Consider the following 22112-nt stretch of genomic DNA (forward strand, 5'->3'; position numbering starts at 1 on the left):
TGCTTTTAATGAATTAATTAGTCGCTGCTTTCGAAGACATTATTTCTCTCCCAAGAAATATAAGAATGAACAAGCCTGTCGCACAGAAGATAGTTGTCGCCAGCGGTGAGTGTGTGAAAAAAGACAAAAAATTGCCATCAGAAATCAGGAGTCCCCGTCTAAGGCTTTGTTCGAATTGTGGACCAAGAACCAATCCAATTACCAATGGAGCTAGAGGGTAATCAGCTTTTCTTAAAAAGTAACCCAGAATGCCAAATAAGATGGTGACAACAGCGTCCAGAGGGTTGCCGCGAACTGTTAATGCACCAATTAGTGAAAGTACTACAACCCCTGATAAGATTATAGGTTCAGGGATTTTTAATAGACTTCCAAATATGCGAACAATAGGAGGAGCCAAGAAAATAATGAAGATATTGATGGCAATCAGGAGTATAAAAATTGAGGAAATTACCTCGGGATGCTGACTCATTAACTGTACGCCGGGAGTGATTCCATGAATTACCAATGCGCTCAATAGTATCGCTGTAACTACGTCACCAGGAATGCCCAGTGCTAGCGTGGGTATCATCGCACTTCCAGTAACTGCATTGTTTGAAGACTCAGCTGCTATAATTCCGTCAGCCTCACCCTTGCCAAAGTTTTCTCGATTTCGAGATACTTGTTGGGCAACTCCATAGCTAATGAAGGACGATGTAGCTGCGCCTGTGCCCGGTAGAGTGCCTACCAGGCAGCCGATAAAAGAGCTTCTTATAAGACCTGTTAATCTTCCTTTCCACATCCTTAAGCGAGGATAGAAGAGCTTTGCTCCTTTAGTTACGTTGCCTTCTGAATCCGGATTTTGAATTCTGGTAAACACTTCGGAAATTGCAAAAAGTCCGATCACGACACTGATAAGGTCCAGCCCACCTGTTAAAAAAGTCGTTCCAAACGTTAAGCGGTTGCTCCCGGTAATAGGGTCTGTGCCAATCAGAGATAGCATTAAGCCTACAATGCCGGCCATAATTCCTTTAATCATGGCTCCTTGAGAAACCGCTGCTATGCAAGTCAATGCCAGGGTGATGAGGGCAAAGATTTCTATCGAACCAAAGTTAACGGCAAATCTTGCTAGCTGTGGTGCCGCAAAAATTAAAACAGCGCAGGATATTAAGCCTCCAATAACCGAAGCTGCTGTCGCCCACCCTAAAGCAAGACCTGCTTTTCCTTGAAGAGCCAAGGGATATCCATCCAGCGTCGTTGCCGCGGCTTGTGGTGTCCCAGGTGAGTTTATTAAAATGGCAGAAATAGACCCTCCGAACACTGAGCCACTATAAACACCAAGTAACAAACCAAGGCTGGGCAAAAGCGACATGCCAAATGTGAAGGGAAGGCAGATAGAAAGGCCCACAACCGATCCTAAACCCGGTAGAGCACCTATGATAATACCTAGCGCAGTACCTAATAAAGTGGCTGAAATAACGTATATATTAATAAGATCAAGAATGTCGTTCATTAAAAAATGCCCCCGGGCAATATTGTTGGCAATCTGAGGGATAATAGGTGGTGAAATATAAACCAGATGGCTGGCCCAAGTATTATTGTTGCTATGGTTATCTGCCATTTACCTTTCGTGCCAATTAAAAAAAGCAGTAGTGGCAAGAAGGTGGTGATAACGATAAAAAACCCTAAAATAGGCGTTATCCAGACAATTAAGCTAATTAATGCCATAATGGTTATTAGTTTAAGAGAGACAGTGCTTTTGCTATTGTCCTCTTGATTTCTGGAAATGTTGCCAAAAATATCTTTGATGAAAATTATCGAGGCCATTGCCACCCATAAAAGAGAAAGTGGATTTGTGAGCGAGCCTGATGAACTATTCGCAATCATATTTTCCGAGCCAACGGATCCAGTGTTGAAAAAACCATTCCAGATCAGAAGGCAACCAATCACCAAAAAAGCTAAGTTAATAGTATTTTTGTTATTTATGATTATTGCTTTTTTATACATCAGCTCGCTCTCAGAAATAATTTAGCGTTCGTTTTTTAAAGATTATTGATTTAGGCCAATTTCCTGGATTATATCAGCGTTAAGTTGGAAGTTGTCTCTAACAAATTTTTCGAATTCAGATGATGATTTGTAAGAAATATTGATGTTAGCGCTTTCGGAAAACGAAATCATACTGTCTGATTCGAGAGCTTCTAGACAAGCGGATGAAAGTGCCTCTTTTCTTTCTTCCGAAATTTCCTTTGGAGCGAAAACGCCTTGCCATACGGAAAACTCCAAATCATATCCGAGTTCTTTCATTGTCGGTATGTCTGGATATTGTGTTGAGCGCTCTTGGGCGAATATCGTCAAAGGCGTCACATGATTGGCTTCGATAACAGAGGCTGTATCGGCAAATAGCTCGATTTCCCCTCCTGCCATTGCATTCATGGCTGGTCCTGTACCCGGAAATGGTAAATGTACTGAACTCACCCCAGTGGCATTGGCCAACGCAGCCATTGCCAAGTGTGGAACGGTGCCTGGACCAGAAGAGCCATACATGATTCTTCCTTCTTCCGGCGAGTTGATGATGCGCTCTAAAATATCTTCGTCGTTGTCAGAGCTTTTGAATAAGAAGACAGGATTATTTACCGTTTGACAAATATACGTCCAGCTATCCAGGCCATAAGGAGTTTGACGTAAAGAAGGTTGGATAGCTACGGGACCGATCGGCAAGTAACCAATAGTTGTGCTGCTCTCTTTAGCAGCTTCTGCCGTTCCTATCGTTCCACTTGCTCCATCAATATTACGAATAATAGTAGTGCTTCCTAAAGCATTCGAAAAGCCGGGCTCGAAAACTCTAGCGACCAGGTCTGTACCTCCGCCAGCGCTAAAGGGCACAATCATCTCGATATTGTCAGCTAAAGCAGTTTGAGTGCTGAGTAACGCTGTAGTGGCAGCAAACAGGCCCGGCAGTAGTAGGGTTTCCTTCTTCATTTTTTCACCTCTATGTATTTGTTTGGTTAGGTGCTTATACAACGCGACACATCGTCAGTGAGCGTCATTACACTTAAAATCGTAGCGCTATGATTTTTGTTGTCAAAAGAGACTAAAGTCTAAAAAATATTCGATATAAAGATATTTTATGATTAAAATCATTGCCTTATAAGTTAACTGCATTGATTTTAATTATGGCTAATTTTATTTTAATATCAATTTAATCAATAAGTTATATTTGCTTCTTTTGTGACTGGTCGACTGTTAAATAAGTGAAATTTAACGTGTCGTAGCGATACGAACGTACTGATGCACTTCGGTACGATGGTCAGGCCTTGCCCGAAAGTTGAATGCGTTCGTGAATTAGAAAAAGGCGCTCATGCAAAAACTAATTCTTACGAGATATACATTGTTAATAATTCGGCTGAAGAAGCGCCGATGTTTCCATGCAATATAGAGAGCTTTTAGTACTTTTGGAGCGCTCTACAAAGTCGGAGGGGGCTTAGGATTTTTCTTTAGCGAAATTTAAATAGTACATTTCTACCAAGAGTAGTCGACTCAAACATATATATTATATTTTTGACGATTGTGATTTTGTTAGTATCGAGTTGCAGATGTTTGATGATAACTTCAAATGACTAATAAGAAGATTGTTGTATCGATGGATACAGGAAGATTCATAAATGTACCATCGTGTACCGCGTTTTCTTTTATCCTCGAAAGGTAGTGGGTCCGGCGTTTGCCGGACCGTGGGGCGTCTCATCTATTATCTGGTTTGGCGCGCGCGGTAGAGGTTTTCCATGGTGTTAAGGCACGCACTCGCCGCTTCCTTGCCTTTGGCCAAAAAGTGCTGGAAGTAGAAATCGTGATGGGTGGCGTGTTCGTGGAAGTGGTGCGGGGTGAGCACCACCGAGATCACCGGGACTTGGGTGTCGAGCTGGACGCGCATCATGCCGTCGATCACCGCGTGGGCGACGAAGTCGTGGCGGTAGATGCCGCCATCCACCACGAAGCCTGCGCCGACGATCGCCCCATAACGGCCGCTTTCGGCCAGCACTTTCGCTTGAAGCGGAATTTCATAAGCGCCGGAAACGGTAAAGACATCGACCTGATCGGCTTTGAGGCCGTTTTGCTCGATTTCTGCGATAAACGCCTGGTATGCCTGACCGACGATGTCGCCATGCCAGTGGCCCTGAATGAAGGCGATACGCTGAGACGTGGTGTGCGAGGAAAGTTCTAACGGAAAGGTCTGATTCATGGTCATTCTCATTGAATAAAGTGCCAGAATCAGGGCATGCGGCGGCCGCCCGCCACGCCCTTGCACGCGCCCAGGGGCACGTATAAAAGCGGGTAGCGGCGCCGTTCTCTTTCATCCGGACTATCACCGTCGGCTTCGGAGTCTCACCGAATCTGCTGACCTCCAACAAAGGGCTGGAGCGCTCGCGGGCTTGAGCGTTTAGTACGCCATCACCGCCGGTGGGGACTTGCACCCCGCCCTGAGAACGTCGCTGATCGCTCGCACCTTATCGGCGCGAGCCGTTAGCCCGCTTAGTGTACGCACAAGGGCCCTGCGCCGCCAGCGGCGCAGGGCCCTTGTACTGATCGATTTAAAGCGCTTAGCGTGTGTCGTTGAGCGAGCAGACATCCACCCACTCGGCGTGCACCAGCTCGGCGAGCCTTTTTGGGGCGATGCGCACGGCGCTGTTGCCGGAACCCGCGGCGGGCAGCACTTCATCGAAGCGCTTGAGCGATTCATCGCAGTAGACGGGCACGTCGGCGGCGAGACCGAACGGGCAGACACCGCCGACCGGGTGGCTGGTCAGTTCCATCACCGTATCGGCGTCGAGCATCGTCGCTTTGCCTTCGAATCGCGCGCGAATTTTGGCGTTGTCGATGCGGGCATCCCCGGCGGCTACGATCAAAAGCGGCATCTCGTTCACCTTGAAGGCGAGCGTCTTGGCGATTTGGCCCGGCTCGACGCCGTGGGTCTGGGCCGCTTCGGCCACGGTCGCCGTGCTCTCGTTGGATTCTATGATCTCGATGTCCGGGGCGTGCTCGGCCAGAAAACTGCGCACGGTTTCAACGCTCATACATCCACCTCCTTGTTGGGAACCGTTTTAGATTAACGTGGTTTTTTCGACTCAGCCAATCCAGTTTGGGGTGACGATACGTGAGGGCTCGCGCTGCATGATGGTCTCGCCGTTTCGCACCGAGAGCAGCACGTCGCCCTGGTTGCGCAGCACGCTGTAGTCGTCCTCGCCGTCCAGTACGTTGAAGCTTGCCGGTTTGCCCACTTCGATACCGTAGCGCGCTTGAATGTTGAGCGTGCGCGCGCTGTTGTCGGTCACCAAGGAGAGCGCCTGACTGAAGTCCTTATAGCCCATCATCTGACAGATATGCAGGCCGAAATCCAGCGTGCGCAAGAGCTTGCCGTTACCCAGCGAATACCAGGGGTCAAAAATCGAGTCCTCGGCGAAGCAGACGTTGATACCCGCCTCATTGAGCTCTTTAACGCGTGTGACGCCGCGGCGTTTGGGGTAGGTGTCGAAGCGCCCCTGCAGGTGAATGCTCTCGGTCGGGCAGGAGATGAAGTTGATGCCTGACTTCTTGAGCAGCAAGAAGAGCTTCGAGCAGTAAGCGTTATCGTAGGAGTGCATGGCCACGGTGTGGCTGGCGGTTACCCGCGAGCCCAGGTCGTTAAACAGCGCCTCGGCCGCCAGCACTTCGAGAAAGCGCGAGTTGGGGTCGTCGATCTCGTCGCAGTGTACGTCGACCAGCCGGTCGTACTTCAGGGCCAACTCGATGACGCGCTTCATGGAGGCCACCCCCAGCTCCCGGGTGTACTCGAAGTGGGGTATGCCGCCGACCACGTCGGCGCCGATCTTCAGCGCCTCTTCCATGAGCTTGTCGCCGCCGGGGTAGGAGAGCAGCCCGTCCTGGGGAAACGCCACCACCTGAATCTCGATCTTGTCCTTGAGCTCGTCGCGAAGCGCACACAGCGTGCGCAGGCCCACCAGGCTCGGGTCGCTGGTGTCGGCGTGGGTGCGCACGAACTGCACGCCGTTGCCGATCAAAAGGTTTAGCGTCTTGTACACGCGCTCGCGAATATCGTTTTCCGAGAGCAGCGGCTTGCGCTCGCCCCAGCGCTCGATACCCTCGAACAGGGTGCCGCTTTCGTTCCATGCAGGCTCGCCGGCGGTCAGCGCGGCGTCCAGGTGAATATGGGGTTCGATGAAAGGCGCGCAGACCAGTTGGCCTTTGGCATCGGTTTGTTCTGGCGTTGCCTGACGGTGCGCGTTTTGGGCAGCAATGGCGCTAAACACGCCGTCCTCGATCGTAAGATGGAAAAGCTCGGAGCGGTGGCGCAGGCGGGCATTGACGATATCCATGGGGAGCTCACTTAGTGTTTAGCGGTAGCGGGTGAGGGGGCGGTTGAAGAAGCCTGGTTCAGGCGAAGCAGTACGGCGTAGCTTAGCGCAGCGGCCAGCACCCCCACCAATGGGGGCAGCAGCGGCGAAAAGTAGGCCGCGCCCGCGCCGAGCGCGTAGGCGGCCAGGCCTCGGCGGTTGAAGTCGGGAAGTCGCGCGGTGTCCAGCGCCGGGTAACGGCCTTTATGTTTCAGCCAAAAATCCGCCATGATGACCCCGCCCATCGGCGGGATGAACGTACCCAGCAACACCAGAAAGGGAATCAGCAGGTTATACATACCGCCCACCGCCAGTACGGTACCGATGCCTGCACCGGCCACCGTGACCAGCCGGCGGCGCTTAGTGCGTAGCAGGTTACAGCCAGCTACGGCAAAGTTATAGATGGTGTTGTCCTGGGTGGTCCAGATGTTGAGAAACAGCATCAGCACCGCCATGGAGACGAAGCCCTGGGCGATGAGCACGTCCACGATGTCCGCCTGCTGATAGATCATGGCGCCCAGGGCGCCGGTCAGTACCATGAGCCCGTTACCCACCAGAAAAGCCGCCAGCGTGGCCACCACCGCCGTGCGCGGGCTTTTGGCGAAGCGGCTCCAGTTGGTGGCTTGGGTGCCGCCGCTGATGAAGGTGCCGATGATCACCGTGATCGCCGCGGCCACGCTCATGCTCTCGGTCGGCGTTTGTTGGCCAAGTCCGGCCAGGCCGCCCACGTCCACCAGGCCGGTGAACAGGCTGATCACGATGAACAGCATCATCGCCGGCACGGCAAAACGCGAAAGCCAGTCCATACCGCGGTAGCCGATCATCGCCGTGATGCAAAAGCCGAAGCCAAAAAGCACCATTAAGGGGCTTTCCATCCATTCGGGCATCCCCGTGGTGCGTACCAGCACTACCGCGATGGTCGCGGTGCCCCAGGCGTACCAGCCGATCTGGGTAAAGCCGAGGATGAAATCCGACAGCTTGCTGCCTTTTTCGCCAAAGCAGAAGCGTCCCATCAATACGGCGTTCAAGCCGCTTTTGCAGGCGATATAGCCAAGGGCCGCGGCGTAGGCGCCGAGTAGCAAATTACCCGCCAGAATGATCCATAAAAGCTGGCCGATGGGAAACGCCTGGCCCAGCGAGCCGCCGGCCCACATGGTGGCGGTGAAGAAGGTGAACCCGAGCAGGACCACCGATGTGGATAAAAGCCCCTTGCGAGCGCTTTGGGGTACCTCTTTTAGGGGATAGTCGGAAGTTTGCCCGGGCGTGGCCTCATGGTTAGCAACGTAATTGTTCGCAACGTAGTACTAACAATAAGCAATAATAGTGCCAGAACAGGGGCTTAATGGTTTGGCGCCAAGTGCCGCCCAGGTTACTTCCATAAAAAAGCCCCTGCCCACCAGGTGGGAGGGGCTTGCGTACCCAAGGGGCGTTACGGCTGGGTCGCCAGTGCGCTGACCACTTCTTTGATCTGTAGCGACAGGCTCTGCAGGCCGCCGCCGGAAAGATACCAAAGTTCCGGCGAGAGCAGTGCCACCTCGGCATTGTCGGCACCGGCGTCCGCGAGCTGCTCGCGCAGTTCGTCGGCATCCAGCGGCTCCTGGCCGATGGCGGCGCTACGGTCGACGACCAGCAGGCGCTCGGGGTCGATCTCGGCAATCGTCTCGGGCGTTAGCGTGACGAAGGTGCGCTCGCCAAACGTGCGTCGTTCGGCGCTCTCGGGGATGTTCTGGGTCGCGACCCCCAGCACATCGTGGACCACCGGGTGCTCGTTGAGCGAGTAGCTGCCGTCGTTATGGGTGACGACCAGGGTGCGCGGGGCATCGCTGAGCGCCTCGCGCTGGTTTTCGATTTCGCTGTGTAGCGTTTCCAGCGAGGTTTCGGCTTGCTCTTCGACGCCGGCGTGCTCGGCCAGGATACGGACGTTGTCGTCGAAGGCGGGCAGGTAGTCGTCACCGGCAATACCGGCATCGAACAGCGGCGCGAGCTCTTCGAACTCTGCTTTCGACTCGTTTTGGCGGCCGGTGTAGACGATCAGCGTCGGTTCGCTCTGTTCGAGCGCGTCGAGATCCGGGCTTTTTAGCCCGCCCAGGTCGGTGTACTCGTCGGCGTCGAAGTGAGCAAGGTAGTCCGGCAGCACCTGCTTGGGCAGGCCCACGACCTGGTCGCTTGCGCCCAGCGCGTCCAGCGTGTCCAGGCTACCCAGATCGAAAACGGCGAAGCGCTCATCCGCGTGGGCGGACGCGCTCATGGCGGCCGCGAGCAGCGACGCCGTGATGACCGGTGTCTTCAGGGCAGCGCTGTTGAGGGGCATTTTTTTCATGACGTCTCCTTTTTGAGAAAATGTTGTATATGAGATCGATTATCATAATGGCAAATTAGTCTGAGACTGTCACGCTAATTCATTGAATTCACGAGCGCCTCGGGAAGCTCGCGGTTAATGGTTTTATTTGATATGTTATAATGTAATTAAATAAATGGCCTCGTTCGGCCATTCAATTGGCAACCGGTTTTGGGAGGGGCACGTGGCCTCACTACTTTTCGAACACATCGAGGCGCTGCAGGGCAAGCGCCCCTGGGGCCACTTTCTGGACGCCGGGACCGGCGTCAACTCGATTGGCTGGGTCAGCGCTTTGAACACCGAGAGCTGGACGGCGGTCACCGGTGCCGGCGGCATGGCGCAAAGCGTCGAGCGCGCGGTAGAAGGGCAAAAACGCGACCAGGACCGTTTGGTACTGGGCAACTGGCAAGACCCGCGCTTTCTGGAAGAGGAGCGCTTCGACACCGTGCTGGCGGATTACCTGCTCGGCGCCATCGACGGCTTCGCCCCTTACTGGCAGGACGAGCTTTTCCCGCGGCTTTGTGCGCTCACCAAAAAACGTCTTTACCTGGTCGGCCTCGAACCCTACGTGCCCTTCGATGCGACCACCGCCGCGGGCAAGCTGGTGGTGGAAATTGGCCGCCTGCGCGACGCCTGCCTGTTGCTGGCCGGCGAGCGCACCTACCGTGAGTATCCGTCGAGCTGGGTCGAGCGCCAGCTAGCGCGCGCGGATTTCGAGGTGATCGAGAGCAAGCGCTTCCCGATTCGCTACGGCAAGAAATTCGTCGAGGGGCAGATGAAGATGTGCCGCCAGCGTATGGCGACCATCGCTGATCGCAATCTGGCCCAGGCGATGCTCAAGCACGTCGACGACCTGGAGCGCCGGGCGCTTGAGCATATCGAGATCGAGGGTGGGCTCAGCCACGGGGCGGATTACGTGATGGTGGCCGAGCCCAAAAAAAGCGCCCCGCAGGGCGCTGAAGGCAGTTAGCCCGCGGCCTTGAAGGGGTTGCGCGGGTCGTGGTCCCAGGCCAGGAAGGGCTTGCCGGTGTCCTGGGGCACCATGGTGATGCAGTTCTCTACCGGGCAGGTGATCTGGCAGAGATTACAGCCCACGCACTCTTCCTCGATGATTTCGTAACGGCGCGAGCCGTCGGGCTCGGCGAGCTTGGCGATCGACTGGTGCGAGGTGTCCTCACAGGCGATATAACAGCGCCCGCACTCGATGCACAGGTCCTGGTCGATATGGGCGATGGTCTGGAAGTTGATGTCCAGGTGCTTCCAGTCGGTGGTCTGCGGGATCGCCTTGCGCGAGAACGCCTCGATGGAGTCATAGCCTTTCTCTGCCATCCAGCGCGACAGGCCATCTTTCATCTCCTCGACAATGCGAAAGCCGTTGAGCATCGCCGCGGTGCAGACCTGCACGCTGCCCGCCCCCAAGGCGATGAACTCCGCCGCATCCCGCCAGCTGGCAATACCGCCGATGCCGGAGATGGGCAGCGTGGGCGTTGCCGGGTCCCGGGCGATCTCGGCCACCATGTTCATGGCGATGGGCTTGACGGCGCTGCCGCAATAGCCGCCGTGGGTGCTTTGATGACCCACCGTGGGCTTGGCGACCATGTTGTCCAGATCAATGCTGGAGATCGAGTTGATGGTATTGATCAACGCGACCGCATCCGCCCCGCCGCGCAGCGCCGCCCGGGCACCCACGCGAATGTCGGTGATGTTGGGGGTGAGCTTCACGATCACCGGTTTGGAGTAGTACTTCTTGCACCAGGCGGTGACCTGCTCGATCAGATCCGGGTTCTGGCCCACCGCTGCGCCCATGCCGCGCTCCGGCATGCCGTGGGGGCAGCCTAGGTTTAGCTCGATACCGTCGGCGCCGGTGGCCTCGACCCGCGGCAGGATGTACGCCCAGGACTCCTCCACGCAGGGCACCATGATCGAGACGACCAGCGCCCGGTCCGGCCACTCTTTCTTCACCTGGGTGATCTCTGCCAGATTCACCTCCAGCGAGCGGTCGGTGATCAGCTCGATGTTGTTGAAGCCGATCACCTCGCGGTTCTTGCCGTAGTGGGCGGAGTAGCGCGAGGAGACGTTCACCGCCGGCGGCTCTTCGCCAAGGGTTTTCCACACTACGCCGCCCCAGCCCGCCTCGAACGCACGGGTCACGTTGTAGGCCTTGTCCGTGGGCGGGGCGGAGGCGAGCCAGAAGGGGTTGGGGGCCTTGATGCCGGCGAAGTTCACCGAAAGATCGACACCGTTGACGATGTTTTCGCGGCTTTGCTGCCTGGCGTTGGGGGTAAAGGCGAATGTGTTCATGCGGCCTCCTGCTGGGCGGTCAGGGCTTGGTGGATGGCGTGGGCGGCGAGCTTACCGTGCTGCACCGCCTGGACGGTCAGATCCTGGCCCGGGGCGATGCAGTCGCCGCCGGCGTAGACGCCCGCCAGCGAGGTTTGAAAGCGCTCGTCGACACCGATGCGCTCGCCCTCGCGACCGAGGTCGGTGACATCGGCCAGGCTTTGGCCGTCGAACCCTTGGCCGATCGCCTTGAAAATCGCGTTGGCGGCGATCTCGAAGGTCTCGCCAGTGCTCACCAGGCGCCCGTCCTCGTCCTTCGTGGCCGCAAAACGCATGCCGGCCACCCGGCCCTGCTCGTCGAGCAGCACTTCGTCGGGCTGGGCCCAGGTCACGATGCGCACGCCGTTCGCCTTGGCGATGTCCTGTTCGTGGTGGGTGGCGGACATCGCTTCGCTGCCGCGGCGGTAGACCAGCGATACCTCTTTGGCGCCCAGCCTGGCCATCTGGGTGGCCATGTCGATCGCCGTATTGCCCGCGCCGATGACGATGCAGCGATTGGCCACCGCCAACCGCTCGAGATCCGTTTCCTGACGCAGCGGTTTGATGTACTCCACCGCGGGCAGCAGCCCCGGGGCGTTTTCATCCACCAGCCCAAGCGCCCGGCTGGTGCCTAGCCCAAGACCTAGAAAGACGCTGTCGTGGCGCTCGCGCAGCGCCTCGAGCGTCAGGTTGTCACCCAGGCGCTGGCCGTACTCGATGGTGATGCCGCCCACGCCGAGCAGGAACTCGACCTCCCGGCGGGCGAAGTCGTCGGTCATCTTGTAGCGGGCGATGCCGTACTCGTTCAAGCCGCCGGGTTTTTGCTCGGCTTCGAAAATCGTCACCTGGTGGCCCAAAAGCGCCAGGCGATGCGCGCAGGAGAGCCCAGCGGGGCCGGCACCCACCACGGCGATATGCTTGCCGGTCGGCGCTTCCCGTTGGAAAGGGTGGCCGTCGAAGTCCATGTTATCCGTGGCGTGGCGCTGTAAAAGGCCGATCAGCACCGGCTGGCACTCCGCGTCGTGGTTACGCACGCAGCTTTTTTCGCAAAGTATTTCCGTCGGGCAGACCCGGGCGCAGCTACCGCCCAGAATATTGGCCTCGAGAATCGTTTGTGCTGCGCCGTTGACGTTGCCCTCGCTGATCTGGCGAATGAAGCTCGGCACGTCGATCTCCGAGGGGCACGCCTCGACGCAGGGCGCATCGAAGCAGTAGAGACAGCGCTGGCTCTCGATGATCGCCTGGCGGTCGGTGAGCGGCGGGTGAATATCGCTGAAATTGCGGGCAAGCGCCTCGGGGTCGAAGGTGCCGACCTCTTTGGCGCTGGGCAGGTGGTCGAGGGAATGGGTCACGGTCGTTTCTCCCGGGTTGTTATTAGCGTTATTAGCGGCTCACGGCCTTGGGGGCTTCACGCTCGGCGCGCTTTTTGAGCTGCTCGAAGACGCCGGGGTAGGCCGGTCGCTCAAGATAGCGCCCGGCGCCACGCTCGGCGTGAAGCTCCTCGGCGTTACGCCACACCCACTTGCCCTGGCTTACGGTATGGCGGGCGATACCGCGCACCGTCTTGCCCTCGAAGATATTGAAATCGACGTTCTGGTGGTGGGTTTTGGCGGAGATCGTCCGCGTGCCGTTGGGGTCCCAGACGACGATATCGGCATCCGACCCTACCTGGATGGCGCCCTTGCGCGGGTACAAATTGAAGATGTTGGCGGTATTGGTGGAGGTCACCGCGACGAACTCCTGGGGCGAGAGCTTGCCGGTGTTCACGCCTTCGTCCCAGAGGACGGCCAGGCGGTCCTCGACCCCGGCGGTGCCATTGGGAATCTTGGTGAAGTCCTCGCGGCCGTTAGCTTTCTGCTCTTCGCAAAAGCAGCAGTGGTCGGTGGCGGTGGTTTGTAGGTTGCCGGACTGCAGGCCGTGCCAGAGGGCTTCTTGATGGCCTTTCGGGCGAAAGGGCGGGCTCATTACGTGGGCCGCGGCGGTGGCCCAGTCCGGGTTCTGGTAGACGCTGTCGTCGATCATCAGGTGTCCGGCCAGCGCCTCTCCGTACACCGCGTGGCCCTGGCGTCGGGCGTAGGCGATTTCATCCACCGCGTCCTTGGTCGAGACGTGAACCAGGTACACTGGCGCGCCCAGCGTACTGGCGATCCGAATGGCGCGGCTGGCTGCCTCGCCCTCCACTTGCGGCGGGCGGGAAAGCGGGTGCGCCTCGGGCCCGGTAATACCCTGGGCGAGCAGTTTCTGCTGCATGTGGTAGACCAGTTCGCCGTTTTCGGCGTGCACCGTGGGCACCGCACCCAGCTCCAGGCAGCGCGAGAAGCTCTCCACCAGGATGTCGTCGGTGGCCATGATCGCGCCCTTGTAGGCCATGAAGTGCTTGAAGCTGTTCACGCCGTGCTCGCTTACCAGCGTGCCCATCTCTTCCTTGACGCTTTCATCCCACCAGGTGATCGCCACGTGAAAGGCGAAGTCGGTGGCGGCTTTCTCCGCCCAGCCCTGCCAGGTGTCGAACGCCTCCAAAAGCGATTGGCCGGGTTGAGGGATGACGAAGTCGATAATGGTGGTCGTGCCGCCGGCCATGGCGGCCGCGGTGCCGGTGTAGAAATCTTCGCTGGCCACCGCGCCCATGAAGGGCATCTGCATGTGGGTGTGCGGGTCGATACCGCCGGGCATGACCAGCTGATCCGTGGCATCGATGACCTCGCAGCCCTGGGGCGTATCCAGATCGACCCCGATCGCTTCGATCTTGCCATCCACACAGAGGACGTCGGCGCGGTAGGTGTCGGCATGGGTGACGACCGTGCCGCCCTTGATCAATAGGCTCATTGCGTTACTCCTGCTTATCCAGTCGCTTGATTACTCGCCGTCGGTCAGGCGCGTGTAGGTCTCGGGGCGGCGGTCGCGGAAGAACTGCCAGTTGTTGCGCGCCTCGCGCACCGCGTCCAGGTCGATCTCGTGGACGAGCAGCTCGTCCTCGGTGGCGCTGGCCTGAGCTTCGATCTTGCCGCGCGGGTTGACGATATAGCTCGAGCCGTAGAAGTCGCCGATGTTCCAGGGCGCCTCGGTACCCACCCGGTTGATGGCGGCGATGAAGCAGCCGTTGGCGGCGGCGGAGGCGGGTTGTTCGAGCTCCCAAAGGTATTGGGAAAGCCCGGCGACCGTGGCGGAAGGGTTGAAGATGACCTCGGCGCCGTTAAGTGCCAGCGCCCGCCAACCTTCGGGGAAGTGGCGGTCGTAGCAGATGTACACGCCAATCTTGCCGAAAGCGGTATCGAAGACCGGCCAGTTGGACTGGCCCGGTTTGAAGAAGTACTTCTCCCAAAAGCCGGCGACCTGGGGAATGTGCGTTTTGTGGTATTTGCCCAAGTAGCTGCCGTCGGCGTCGAACACTGCCGCGGTGTTGTAGTAAACGCCGGTTTCGGTCTCTTCATAGACCGGCACGATGATGACCATGTGGTGCTCGGCGGCGAGCTTTTGCATCATCTGGCAGGTGGGGCCCTCGGGCACCTTTTCGGCAGCGGCGTACCACTTTTCGTCCTGGCTGGGGCAGAAGTACGGTTGGTTGAATACCTCCTGAAAACAGAGCACCTGAACGCCTTGCTCGGCGGCCTGCTCGATCATCGGCAGGTGCGCCTCGTTCATGGCGTCGCGAATCTCTGCCGGGTCGGCATCCGTGCTCGCTTTTAGCCCCATTTGAATCAAGCCGATTTTCATTGTTTGCATGCAAGAGCCCTCTCTCGTCGTCACACACCCCGCCCCACTCAATGAGGCGGTTATCCGTTGAAAGTATTGTTGGCGTTAGTGGCGTGCTGTTAAGCCTCTTTTAATCAAAAGGCCGTTGTTGTTTTAAAAGCTGTCCGTGAAGACAGTTTTTAGATTAGTTGTATAAACCCTGCTGTTTCAAGTGTTTTTATAAGTGTCCGTAAGTTTATGATTAATCTTGGTTTTAGGGCATTTGTTGTCACCTTGGTGAATCGATGCACTTATTTCCGTCATCTTTTTACTTTATTAAAATCATGGCTTTAATGTGTTTTCTAAGAATTATTTACGTTAGTCCGCGCTTTTATGGTGCTTTTTTATTTTTAGGCGTACTCTCTTGATTGAGTGGCTTTTAATAACGCGGAATAAAATAACAACAACTGTAAAGAGGCGCTTTAACTGTCGAATAAGTCAGCTTTTTATCAATAAGTTATACGCCGCTGCGTACGGTTAGGCACACTTATTGCTCTGGTTTCAGATGACCTGGTTTTAGATGACCTGGTTTTAGCTGACTCAATAACGATAATAGACAGTGGCTCTTCGAGGAGGAACTCATGACCGTTTCAGCATCCCGGATGGTGGATCGAGAAGGATTGATCGAGCTTGAAGTGAATAACGACGTGCGCGATAGCCCGCGCTTCAATGAGGATATCGCCCCCACCACCGCCGCCGAGCGCACCTGGAGTAAATGGAACATAGCCGCGCTTTGGGTGGGCATGGCGATTTGCGTGCCCACCTATACCCTGGGCGGTGTGTTGACGGCGTATTTTGGCCTGAGTGTGGGGGAGGCGCTGTTTGCCATTTTTCTCGCCAACGTCATTTTGCTGCTGCCGTTGACGCTCAATGCCTTTCCCGGAACCAAATTCGGTATCCCGTTTCCGATCGTGCTGCGCTCTTCCTTCGGCATTTTGGGCTCCAACGTGCCGTGTCTGGTGCGCGCGCTGGTGGGGTGTGGCTGGTTCGGTATTCAGACCATGTTCGGGGGCCTGGCCATTCACCTGCTGCTGTCGGCGCTGTTTCCCGCTTGGGCGGCGCTTGGCGGGGTCGGCGAGGTGATCGGCTTTTTCGTATTCGGGGCAATGAATCTTTACGTGGTGATTCGCGGGGCGGAGTCGATCAAGTGGATGGAGACGCTTGCCGCGCCTTTGCTGTTGCTGGTGGGCATTGGCTTGATGGTGTGGGCATGGCCGAACATGTCGATGACCGCGCTTTTGGCGCAGCCACCGTCGCGGCCCGAAGGCGCCTCGGTCTACGGCTACTTCTTTGCGGGCTTGACCGCGATGGTCGGCTTTTGGGCCACGCTTTCGCTGAATATTCCCGACTTTAGCCGTTTCGCCAAAAGCCAGAAGGATCAAATCGTCGGTCAGATCATCGGCCTGCCGCTGACCATGTTTTTCTTCGCCTCCCTTGGCGTGGTGATGACGGCAGCCTCCGAGTCCCTGGTGGGGCAGACGGTGGCGGACCCGGTGCGCCTGATCGGTTTCATCGACAGCCCGTTCTGGGTGATTCTGGCGATGCTGCTGATCGTCGTGGCCACCATTTCGACCAACACCGCCTCCAACATCGTCTCGCCCACCAACGACTTTCAGAACATCGCGCCGAAGTTGATCAATCAGACCCGCGGGGTGCTGTTGACCGGGCTCGTCGGGGTTCTATTGATGGGCTACGACCTGCTGCAAAAGGCGGGGGTGATCGCTCAGGGTGTATCGCTCGAGCAGATGTACTCCAACTGGCTGCTGGGGTACTCGAGCCTGCTGGGGCCGATCGCCGGCATCATGGCGGTGGATTACTTCTTAATTAAAAAGCAGCAGTTGGATGTGCCGAGCTTGTACCAGGATGGGCGCGCTTACCCGGCGGTGAACATCACAGGCTTTATCGCCTTCGGCGTGCCCGTCGCGCTGACATTGATGGCGCTTTTGACCGATACGATGGCCTGGTTCTATGACTACGGCTGGTTTACCGGCTCGGCGCTGGGGGCGGTGGTTTACTACGTGGCCAGCACCGTGCTGGGTCATGAACGCGCGACCGGTGCCGTTGCGGCGGCGCAATCGCGTTGAGGGGCATGGCCAAAAAATGGCGGAGGAGGGTGAGAGTCGAACTCACCAGGGGCTGCATGGCAGCCCCTACACGGAGTTGAAGTCCGGTCGCCCCACCGGGGAACGATCCTCCTCCTGATCGGCTAAATGAGCCTAACGCTTTTTAATCCCACATGCCAGGGTGGCGAAGCTGGCGCTCATCGCGCACGCGCCGGGTGTAGCCAACGCGGTCGAAAAACTCCAGCTGGGCGATGGCAAGCTTACGGCCTACACCTGTACGGTCGCGGTACTCGGCGGCCGTTATCGCGCCCTGTTGGTGGCTCAGCGCCTCGACGATCTCGCCCAGCCGGCTAAGCGTTGCCGGGGGGTAGAAGTGATCCTTGCGCACCTGAAAAAGCCGGCCCAGCCGGGCGTTGGCGTATAACACCTCGCGCACCTGGGGTTCATCCAGCTGCTGGCGCTGGGCGATATCGCGCACCCGGGGCGGGTCGAATTGCTCGTCGAGAAGCGGCAGTAATGTTTGCGAAAGCGCCTCGTACGCCTCGCTTAGCCGGGCCTGGTGGCCAGGGCTTTTGATGAAAGGCCCTTGGGCGCTAACGCGACCGGCCTGGATGAGCCCATCTAGCCAGCGGCGAAACACCTCCACGTTCCACTTCGGCGCGACCCAGCGGCGCAGGCGGTCGCGCTCCATGCCGACCTCGGAAGGGGCATCGGCATGAAACGCCTCCAGCGCCTCGGTCAGCGTGCTGGCCCGCGCCTCTAGATGATGCGGGGCGAAAGCGCGGTGCTCGGCGCCGGCGCTGATCAGCGTCAACTCTTGCGCCGTGGCTTGCGCTTCGAGGGACGTCACGCCGCGATTGAGCGTGTTCGAGAGCGTGACGAGCGAGATGCCGTCCGCCGTTTGGCTGGCCAGCGCTTTCAAGGTGGGGGCAAAGCCGTCCGAGCGCTCGGCGGCGCCGGCATCTAGCGCCTCCTTCAGGGTGCGCAGGTACGCCAGGCGCTCTGGGCGCCGCGCGCCGCGCCTGGGCGGGTGGGCATCGAGTACGCGCCCGCCGCCCAGGGTTTCATCGGCGCTTTGCGAGCGAATGACGAAGCGGTCGCCGCAGCAGGCGTGCTGAGGGGCGTCGAGGGTTAGCTGCGCCAATGCCTGGCCGCCGGGGGCGAGCGTCGTCGCTTCCAAAAGCCCTAGCCGCCCGGTCAAGTGGGCCGCGCCCAGGTGAACGTGAACCGGCATCCAGTGGGTGGCGTCGCGCCCGAGTGAAGGCAGCACCTTGAGCGTCACGTCGATACGTTGGCTGCTGGCCGGCGGCTCGGGGGCCTCGATCAGCCAGTCACCGCGCTGAATGGCATCGCGCTCGGCCCCGGCCAGATTCAGCGCGCAGCGGTCGCCCCGGTGCGCGGCCTCGGCCTCGCGGTTTTGCCGGCGAAGCCCGCGCACGCGAACGCGCACGCCGCTGGGCAGCAGCCACAAGTGGCTATCCTGCTCGACTCGGCCATCGACTACCGTGCCGGTCACCACCACCCCGGCCCCTTTTTTACTGAATACCCGGTCGATGGCGTGACGAAAGCGCCCGGGCGCCGGGCGGCTTTGCCAGGCGCTGGCGCGCTCGTTCAACCAGTGGGCAAGTGCGGCGAGCCCCGTTTGCTTTCGCGCGCAGACGCTAAACACCGGCACGCCTTCGACCAGTGCTTCGGCCTCGCGCTGGCGCCCCTCGAGTAGCTCCGGGCTTGCCAGGTCGGTTTTGGTCAGCACCACGGCCATGACGGGGATCGAAAGCAGTCTGAGAATCGCCAGATGCTCTTGGGTTTGCGGCATCACGCCGTCGTCACAGGCAATGATCAAAAGCGCCCCGTCGACGCCGGCCACTCCGGAGAGCATGTTGTGAATGAAGCGCTCGTGTCCCGGCACGTCGATGAAGCCAAGCTCGGCGCCGTCGCCGGTGTCGGGGTAGACGAACCCGGGCTCGATGGTGAGCCCACGGCTTTTCTCTTCTTTTAGCGTGTCGGCGTCGATGCCGGTCAAGGCTTGTAGCAGCGTGGTCTTGCCATGGTCCACATGGCCGGCGGTGGCCAGAATCATGCCGGGGCCTCGGCCTCGGCCTCGAACAAGGCCTTTAGAATCTCTTCGGCAAGGAACTCTTCTTCACCCGGGGGCAGGCAGCGCAAATCGAGCCAAAGCGCGCCTTCCTTGATACGCCCGATGATGGGGCGCGACTGCGCGCGGCAGGCGCGCTCCAGATGACGCAGCGCCTGCTCCCGGGCTTCGCGACGCGGCGCGCTCGATTCGATGACCAGCGCGGTACTGGGCAGCCGGTCCACCGGCAGCGAGCCGCTGCCGAGCTGGCTCATGCACGGGGCAAGGCGCAGGGTGCGCCCGGCGGGCGGCGTGCCAAGGGCAGCCAGGACGCGCTCGCCGGCGGCGTGAATGGCGTCGGCATCCCGGGTCAAAAGGCGCAGGGTGGGCAGCGTCTGATTCGGGTGTTCGTCGTCGCGGTAGTGCCTGAGCGTGGCCTCTAAAGCGGCCAGCACGAGTTTGTCCAGGCGCAGCGCGCGCTTGAGCGGGTGGCGCTTGATGCGCTCGATACAGGCGCGGCTGCCCGCGATGATACCTGCCTGGGGGCCGCCCAAAAGCTTGTCGCCGCTGAAGGTGACGACATCGGCGCCGGCGGTGATGGCATCCAGGGGCTGGGTCTCGTAGGGCAGGCCATACCGGGAAAGGTCGGTCAACGCGCCGCTGCCCAGGTCCACCACCAGCGGTAGCCCGGCTTCGTGGGCGATCTCGGCCATGCCGGCCTCGTCGACTGACTGGGTAAAGCCTTCGATGGCGTAGTTGGAGGCGTGCACCTTGACCAGAAGCCCGGTGTTTTCGTTGATAGCCTCGCGGTAATCGCGCGGATGCGTGCGGTTGGTGGTGCCGACTTCGCGAAGCTGGCAACCGGCGGCGGCCATGATATCCGGCATGCGAAAGGAGCCGCCGATCTCGATTAGCTCACCGCGGGAGACGATTCCTTCTCGCCCGGCGCCCAGAGCGCCCAGGGTGAGCACCACCGCGGCGGCGTTGTTGTTGACTACCGTGGCGGCCTCGGCGCCGGTCAGCTCGCAGATCAGCGCCTCGATGAGATCATCCCGGTCGCCGCGCCCGCCGGTGGCCAGGTCGTACTCCAGCGCCACCGGCGAGCGGGCAACGCTTGCCATGGCGTCGATGGCAGGCTCCGAGAGCAGCGCACGGCCCAGGTTGGTGTGAATCACGGTGCCGGTCAGGTTGAACACGGCGCGGGCGTTGGGGCGGATAGCCTCCAGAAGCCTTGCCTGCACCTGGCGGGTAATCGCCTCGTCATCCAGCGGCTCGTGAAGAGGGGCCTGGCGCAGCGCGTTTAACGTGTCGCGGGTCATGCGCTTGCAAAGCGGCTTGCCGTACTGGGCAGCAAGCGCCAAAAGGGGCGGGTGGTTGAGCAGCCGGTCGACCGAGGGCAGCGTGCGGCGCCAGTCTTCGGTTTTGTGAGAGGGGGCGATATCCGTCATCAGGCTTGCATCCGTGTCGAGCGGTGTCCGGGAGTGATATCGCAGGCGCGAAGGCTAGCCGTCCTCGCCGCCAAAGGCGAGCAGCGGGTTGAAGCCGGCGCGGGCGTAGCCCTGCTCTTCCAGTAGCACGTCCAGGCCAAGCGTTGCGATATCGTCGGCAAAGGGGTCGGTGTCGGCTTCCCATTCGCGGTCCATTAACTTAACGCTTGCCCGGCAGGCCCCGCAAATCTCGGCGCGAATGGGCAGGGCACGCTTGCCGTCCGGCCCCTCAACACCAATATAATCGAGCTTTTCGGTGTCGAAACAGTGGCTGCAGCGCGTCCGCTCCAGGTACCACTGGGTGGCGCAAAGCCCGCACACCAGATAGCGTACCCGCGAGCGGTGACGCCCTAACTGTACGGTAGAGGCCACCGGCGGCGTACCGCAGCAGGGGCAAAGCCCCTGGGCTGCGTCCTTGGGGCGGTGGGGAAGCCGGGCAAGCGACTGCGCCAGCCGCGTCCAGGCTACCTGAAGCGCCGCGCCGACCAGCGGCGCCAGGCCGCGAAGCTCGGCGTCGATGCCTTGCTGCTCGACAATCGCCCGGGCAAGCTCTGACACCTTGCGCTCGCTGAGGCCGCCCAGCCTGGCGAGTAGCTCACGCTGGGCGGCGAACGTGGCGTTTTCGGCCTCGAGCGCCCGGTCGAGCTCTGCGAGCAGGGCGTTTAGATCCGCCTGCCAGTCCAAGGTAGTGATCAGTGCCGAGGGTGCGAGCGGCGGAAACTCGTGATCAAGTGCGACATCCCAGCTTTGTGAATCAAAGGGTTCGGCCTTACGATCCTTCAATACACGGTGCTGAGCGCGGGCCAGGTGGGCGTTGAAGGCGAGAAACGGCGCCATCTCATCGAAGCGCGTTTCGAGTTCGCTAAAGCGAGTGGCCCGCGTAGCGAAAAGGCGCGATTCCGGCAGCACCACCAATGGCGGCTCGCCGTGGCGCGGCGGCTTGGGGTCGTGCAGCGTATCGGAAATCCATTCGCTCATGCCTGCTCCTGTCACACGGGGCGCCGTTGGCGCCCCGGTTTAGTCCTGAGTGTTGAGTTGGTGCGGGTCGTCGGCCGCCGGAGGGGACGCCCGGGATTGGCGTTCGCGCTCGCCTTTAACGTGCTCATCGTACCAGAGCGGATGGTGGTGTTTGGCCCAGGCATGGGTCACCCAGCCGCGAATCATGGCGCCGAACGAGCCCTTGATCCAGATCGCCGCGTAGATGTGCACCACGATCGTCACGATCGCCCCGAAGGCGGCCACCGCGTGCAGAAGGCTTGCGATACGCACCACCGTGACCGGAAAGTAGCCGGCAAACCAGGGCCGCCACATCAGCACACCGGTGATCAGAAGTGTCGGCACGCAGAGCACCAGCAGCCAGAACACCAGTTTTTGGCCCGGGTTGTACTTGCCGATCGGCGGGACTTTCTCATCGCGGTTGCTCAGCACATCATCGAGCTGCTTCATCCAGCGCACGTCGTTTTTGATCGGCAGGTTGGAGCGAACGTGGCCCACGGCCATGAGGGCAAAGAGCAGAAAGAACACCACGCCGATGAACGGGTGCAGAATGCGCGCCCACACCGGCCCGCCCAGGGTGTGGGAGAGAAAGAAAAACGCCGGATGAAAGAACGCCAGCCCCGACAGCGCCAGCAAAATGAAGCTCAGCGCCATCGTCCAGTGGTTGACCCGGGTAGAGGGCGGGTAGCGCAGCATCATGCGCTGGCCCAACTGGTTACGTTTGTAAGAATCGCGCTTCAT

At 59.1% G+C, this 22112-nt stretch carries 17 protein-coding genes, 1 tRNA gene, 1 pseudogene and 1 riboswitch; of the genes and pseudogenes, 2 read left to right on the forward strand and 17 right to left on the reverse strand.

Annotated elements, in window-relative coordinates; all coding sequences use genetic code 11:
* Positions 1 to 13: 13 nt before the first annotated feature.
* The 8 genes and pseudogenes from ACWFVE_RS02030 to ACWFVE_RS02065 all read right to left on the reverse strand — a co-directional run bounded on the left by ACWFVE_RS02030 (position 14) and on the right by ACWFVE_RS02065 (position 8682).
* Positions 14 to 1597 (reverse strand): tripartite tricarboxylate transporter permease, encoded by a 1584-nt coding sequence (locus ACWFVE_RS02030; protein WP_447527631.1) that lies wholly within the window; start codon positions 1595 to 1597, stop codon positions 14 to 16.
* Entirely contained in the window at positions 1489 to 1983 is a 495-nt protein-coding gene (locus ACWFVE_RS02035) for a tripartite tricarboxylate transporter TctB family protein (RefSeq protein ID WP_447527632.1), read from the reverse strand. Before ACWFVE_RS02035 ends, ACWFVE_RS02030 begins: the two co-directional genes overlap by 109 nt.
* 42 nt (positions 1984 to 2025) lie before the next feature.
* A complete protein-coding gene (locus tag ACWFVE_RS02040; protein WP_447527633.1) occupies positions 2026 to 2955 on the reverse strand; it encodes a Bug family tripartite tricarboxylate transporter substrate binding protein in 930 nt (309 codons plus the stop codon).
* Between the two features lie 766 nt (positions 2956 to 3721).
* Positions 3722 to 4213, reverse strand: a complete 492-nt coding sequence (locus ACWFVE_RS02045; RefSeq protein WP_447527634.1) for a 6,7-dimethyl-8-ribityllumazine synthase — start codon at positions 4211 to 4213, stop codon at positions 3722 to 3724.
* A 99-nt stretch (positions 4214 to 4312) separates the two neighbouring features.
* Positions 4313 to 4463, reverse strand: a riboswitch (FMN riboswitch).
* A 108-nt stretch (positions 4464 to 4571) separates the two neighbouring features.
* A complete protein-coding gene (locus ACWFVE_RS02050) occupies positions 4572 to 5045 on the reverse strand; it encodes a YbaK/EbsC family protein (protein WP_447527635.1) in 474 nt (157 codons plus the stop codon).
* Positions 5046 to 5096: 51 nt separating this feature from the next.
* Entirely contained in the window at positions 5097 to 6344 is a 1248-nt protein-coding gene (gene codA, locus ACWFVE_RS02055; RefSeq protein ID WP_447527636.1) for a cytosine deaminase, read from the reverse strand.
* Positions 6345 to 6355: 11 nt separating this feature from the next.
* Positions 6356 to 7612: pseudogene (gene codB, locus ACWFVE_RS02060) on the reverse strand (cytosine permease); the annotation flags it as partial.
* A gap of 179 nt (positions 7613 to 7791) precedes the next feature.
* Positions 7792 to 8682, reverse strand: a complete 891-nt coding sequence (locus tag ACWFVE_RS02065) for an ABC transporter substrate-binding protein (RefSeq protein WP_447527637.1) — start codon at positions 8680 to 8682, stop codon at positions 7792 to 7794.
* A 202-nt stretch (positions 8683 to 8884) separates the two neighbouring features.
* Here ACWFVE_RS02065 and ACWFVE_RS02070 point away from each other — a divergent pair, with 202 nt between their 5' ends.
* A complete protein-coding gene (locus ACWFVE_RS02070; protein ID WP_447527638.1) occupies positions 8885 to 9670 on the forward strand; it encodes a class I SAM-dependent methyltransferase in 786 nt (261 codons plus the stop codon).
* Here ACWFVE_RS02070 and preA read toward each other — a convergent pair.
* Genes preA through ACWFVE_RS02090 form a run of 4 tightly spaced genes read right to left on the reverse strand, consistent with a single transcriptional unit; the run spans position 9667 to position 14742 of the window.
* A complete protein-coding gene (preA, locus tag ACWFVE_RS02075; RefSeq protein WP_447527639.1) occupies positions 9667 to 11001 on the reverse strand; it encodes an NAD-dependent dihydropyrimidine dehydrogenase subunit PreA in 1335 nt (444 codons plus the stop codon). The genes ACWFVE_RS02070 and preA overlap by 4 nt on opposite strands.
* Positions 10998 to 12371 (reverse strand): NAD(P)-dependent oxidoreductase, encoded by a 1374-nt coding sequence (locus ACWFVE_RS02080; RefSeq protein WP_447527640.1) that lies wholly within the window; start codon positions 12369 to 12371, stop codon positions 10998 to 11000. Before ACWFVE_RS02080 ends, preA begins: the two co-directional genes overlap by 4 nt.
* Positions 12372 to 12402: 31 nt before the next feature.
* The gene (hydA, locus tag ACWFVE_RS02085; protein WP_447527641.1) at positions 12403 to 13845 is read right to left on the reverse strand and encodes a dihydropyrimidinase; all 1443 of its coding nucleotides are present in this window, start codon (positions 13843 to 13845) and stop codon (positions 12403 to 12405) included.
* Positions 13846 to 13875: 30 nt separating this feature from the next.
* On the reverse strand, positions 13876 to 14742 hold the full coding sequence (locus ACWFVE_RS02090) for a nitrilase-related carbon-nitrogen hydrolase (RefSeq protein ID WP_447527642.1): 867 nt from the start codon (positions 14740 to 14742) through the stop codon (positions 13876 to 13878).
* Positions 14743 to 15332: 590 nt separating this feature from the next.
* Between ACWFVE_RS02090 and ACWFVE_RS02095 the strand changes: the two genes are divergently transcribed.
* Positions 15333 to 16835, forward strand: a complete 1503-nt coding sequence (locus tag ACWFVE_RS02095; RefSeq protein ID WP_447527643.1) for an NCS1 family nucleobase:cation symporter-1 — start codon at positions 15333 to 15335, stop codon at positions 16833 to 16835.
* 17 nt (positions 16836 to 16852) lie between these two features.
* Here the strand turns inward: ACWFVE_RS02095 and ACWFVE_RS02100 are convergent.
* The 5 genes from ACWFVE_RS02100 to ACWFVE_RS02120 all read right to left on the reverse strand — a co-directional run bounded on the left by ACWFVE_RS02100 (position 16853) and on the right by ACWFVE_RS02120 (position 22112).
* Positions 16853 to 16950 (reverse strand) — tRNA-Sec (locus tag ACWFVE_RS02100).
* 27 nt (positions 16951 to 16977) lie between these two features.
* Positions 16978 to 18894 (reverse strand): selenocysteine-specific translation elongation factor, encoded by a 1917-nt coding sequence (selB, locus tag ACWFVE_RS02105; RefSeq protein WP_447527644.1) that lies wholly within the window; start codon positions 18892 to 18894, stop codon positions 16978 to 16980.
* Positions 18891 to 20336 carry an L-seryl-tRNA(Sec) selenium transferase gene (gene selA / locus ACWFVE_RS02110; protein ID WP_447527645.1) on the reverse strand — a complete coding sequence of 482 codons (1446 nt, stop codon included), beginning with the start codon at positions 20334 to 20336 and terminating at the stop codon, positions 18891 to 18893. Before selA ends, selB begins: the two co-directional genes overlap by 4 nt.
* A gap of 54 nt (positions 20337 to 20390) precedes the next feature.
* Positions 20391 to 21353, reverse strand: coding sequence for a formate dehydrogenase accessory protein FdhE (fdhE, locus tag ACWFVE_RS02115; RefSeq protein ID WP_447527646.1), 963 nt, complete (start codon positions 21351 to 21353; stop codon positions 20391 to 20393).
* A gap of 39 nt (positions 21354 to 21392) precedes the next feature.
* Complete coding sequence (locus ACWFVE_RS02120) at positions 21393 to 22112, reverse strand: formate dehydrogenase subunit gamma (RefSeq protein WP_447527647.1); 720 nt, start codon at positions 22110 to 22112, stop codon at positions 21393 to 21395.

Source organism: Vreelandella mediterranea (genome assembly GCF_970647075.1).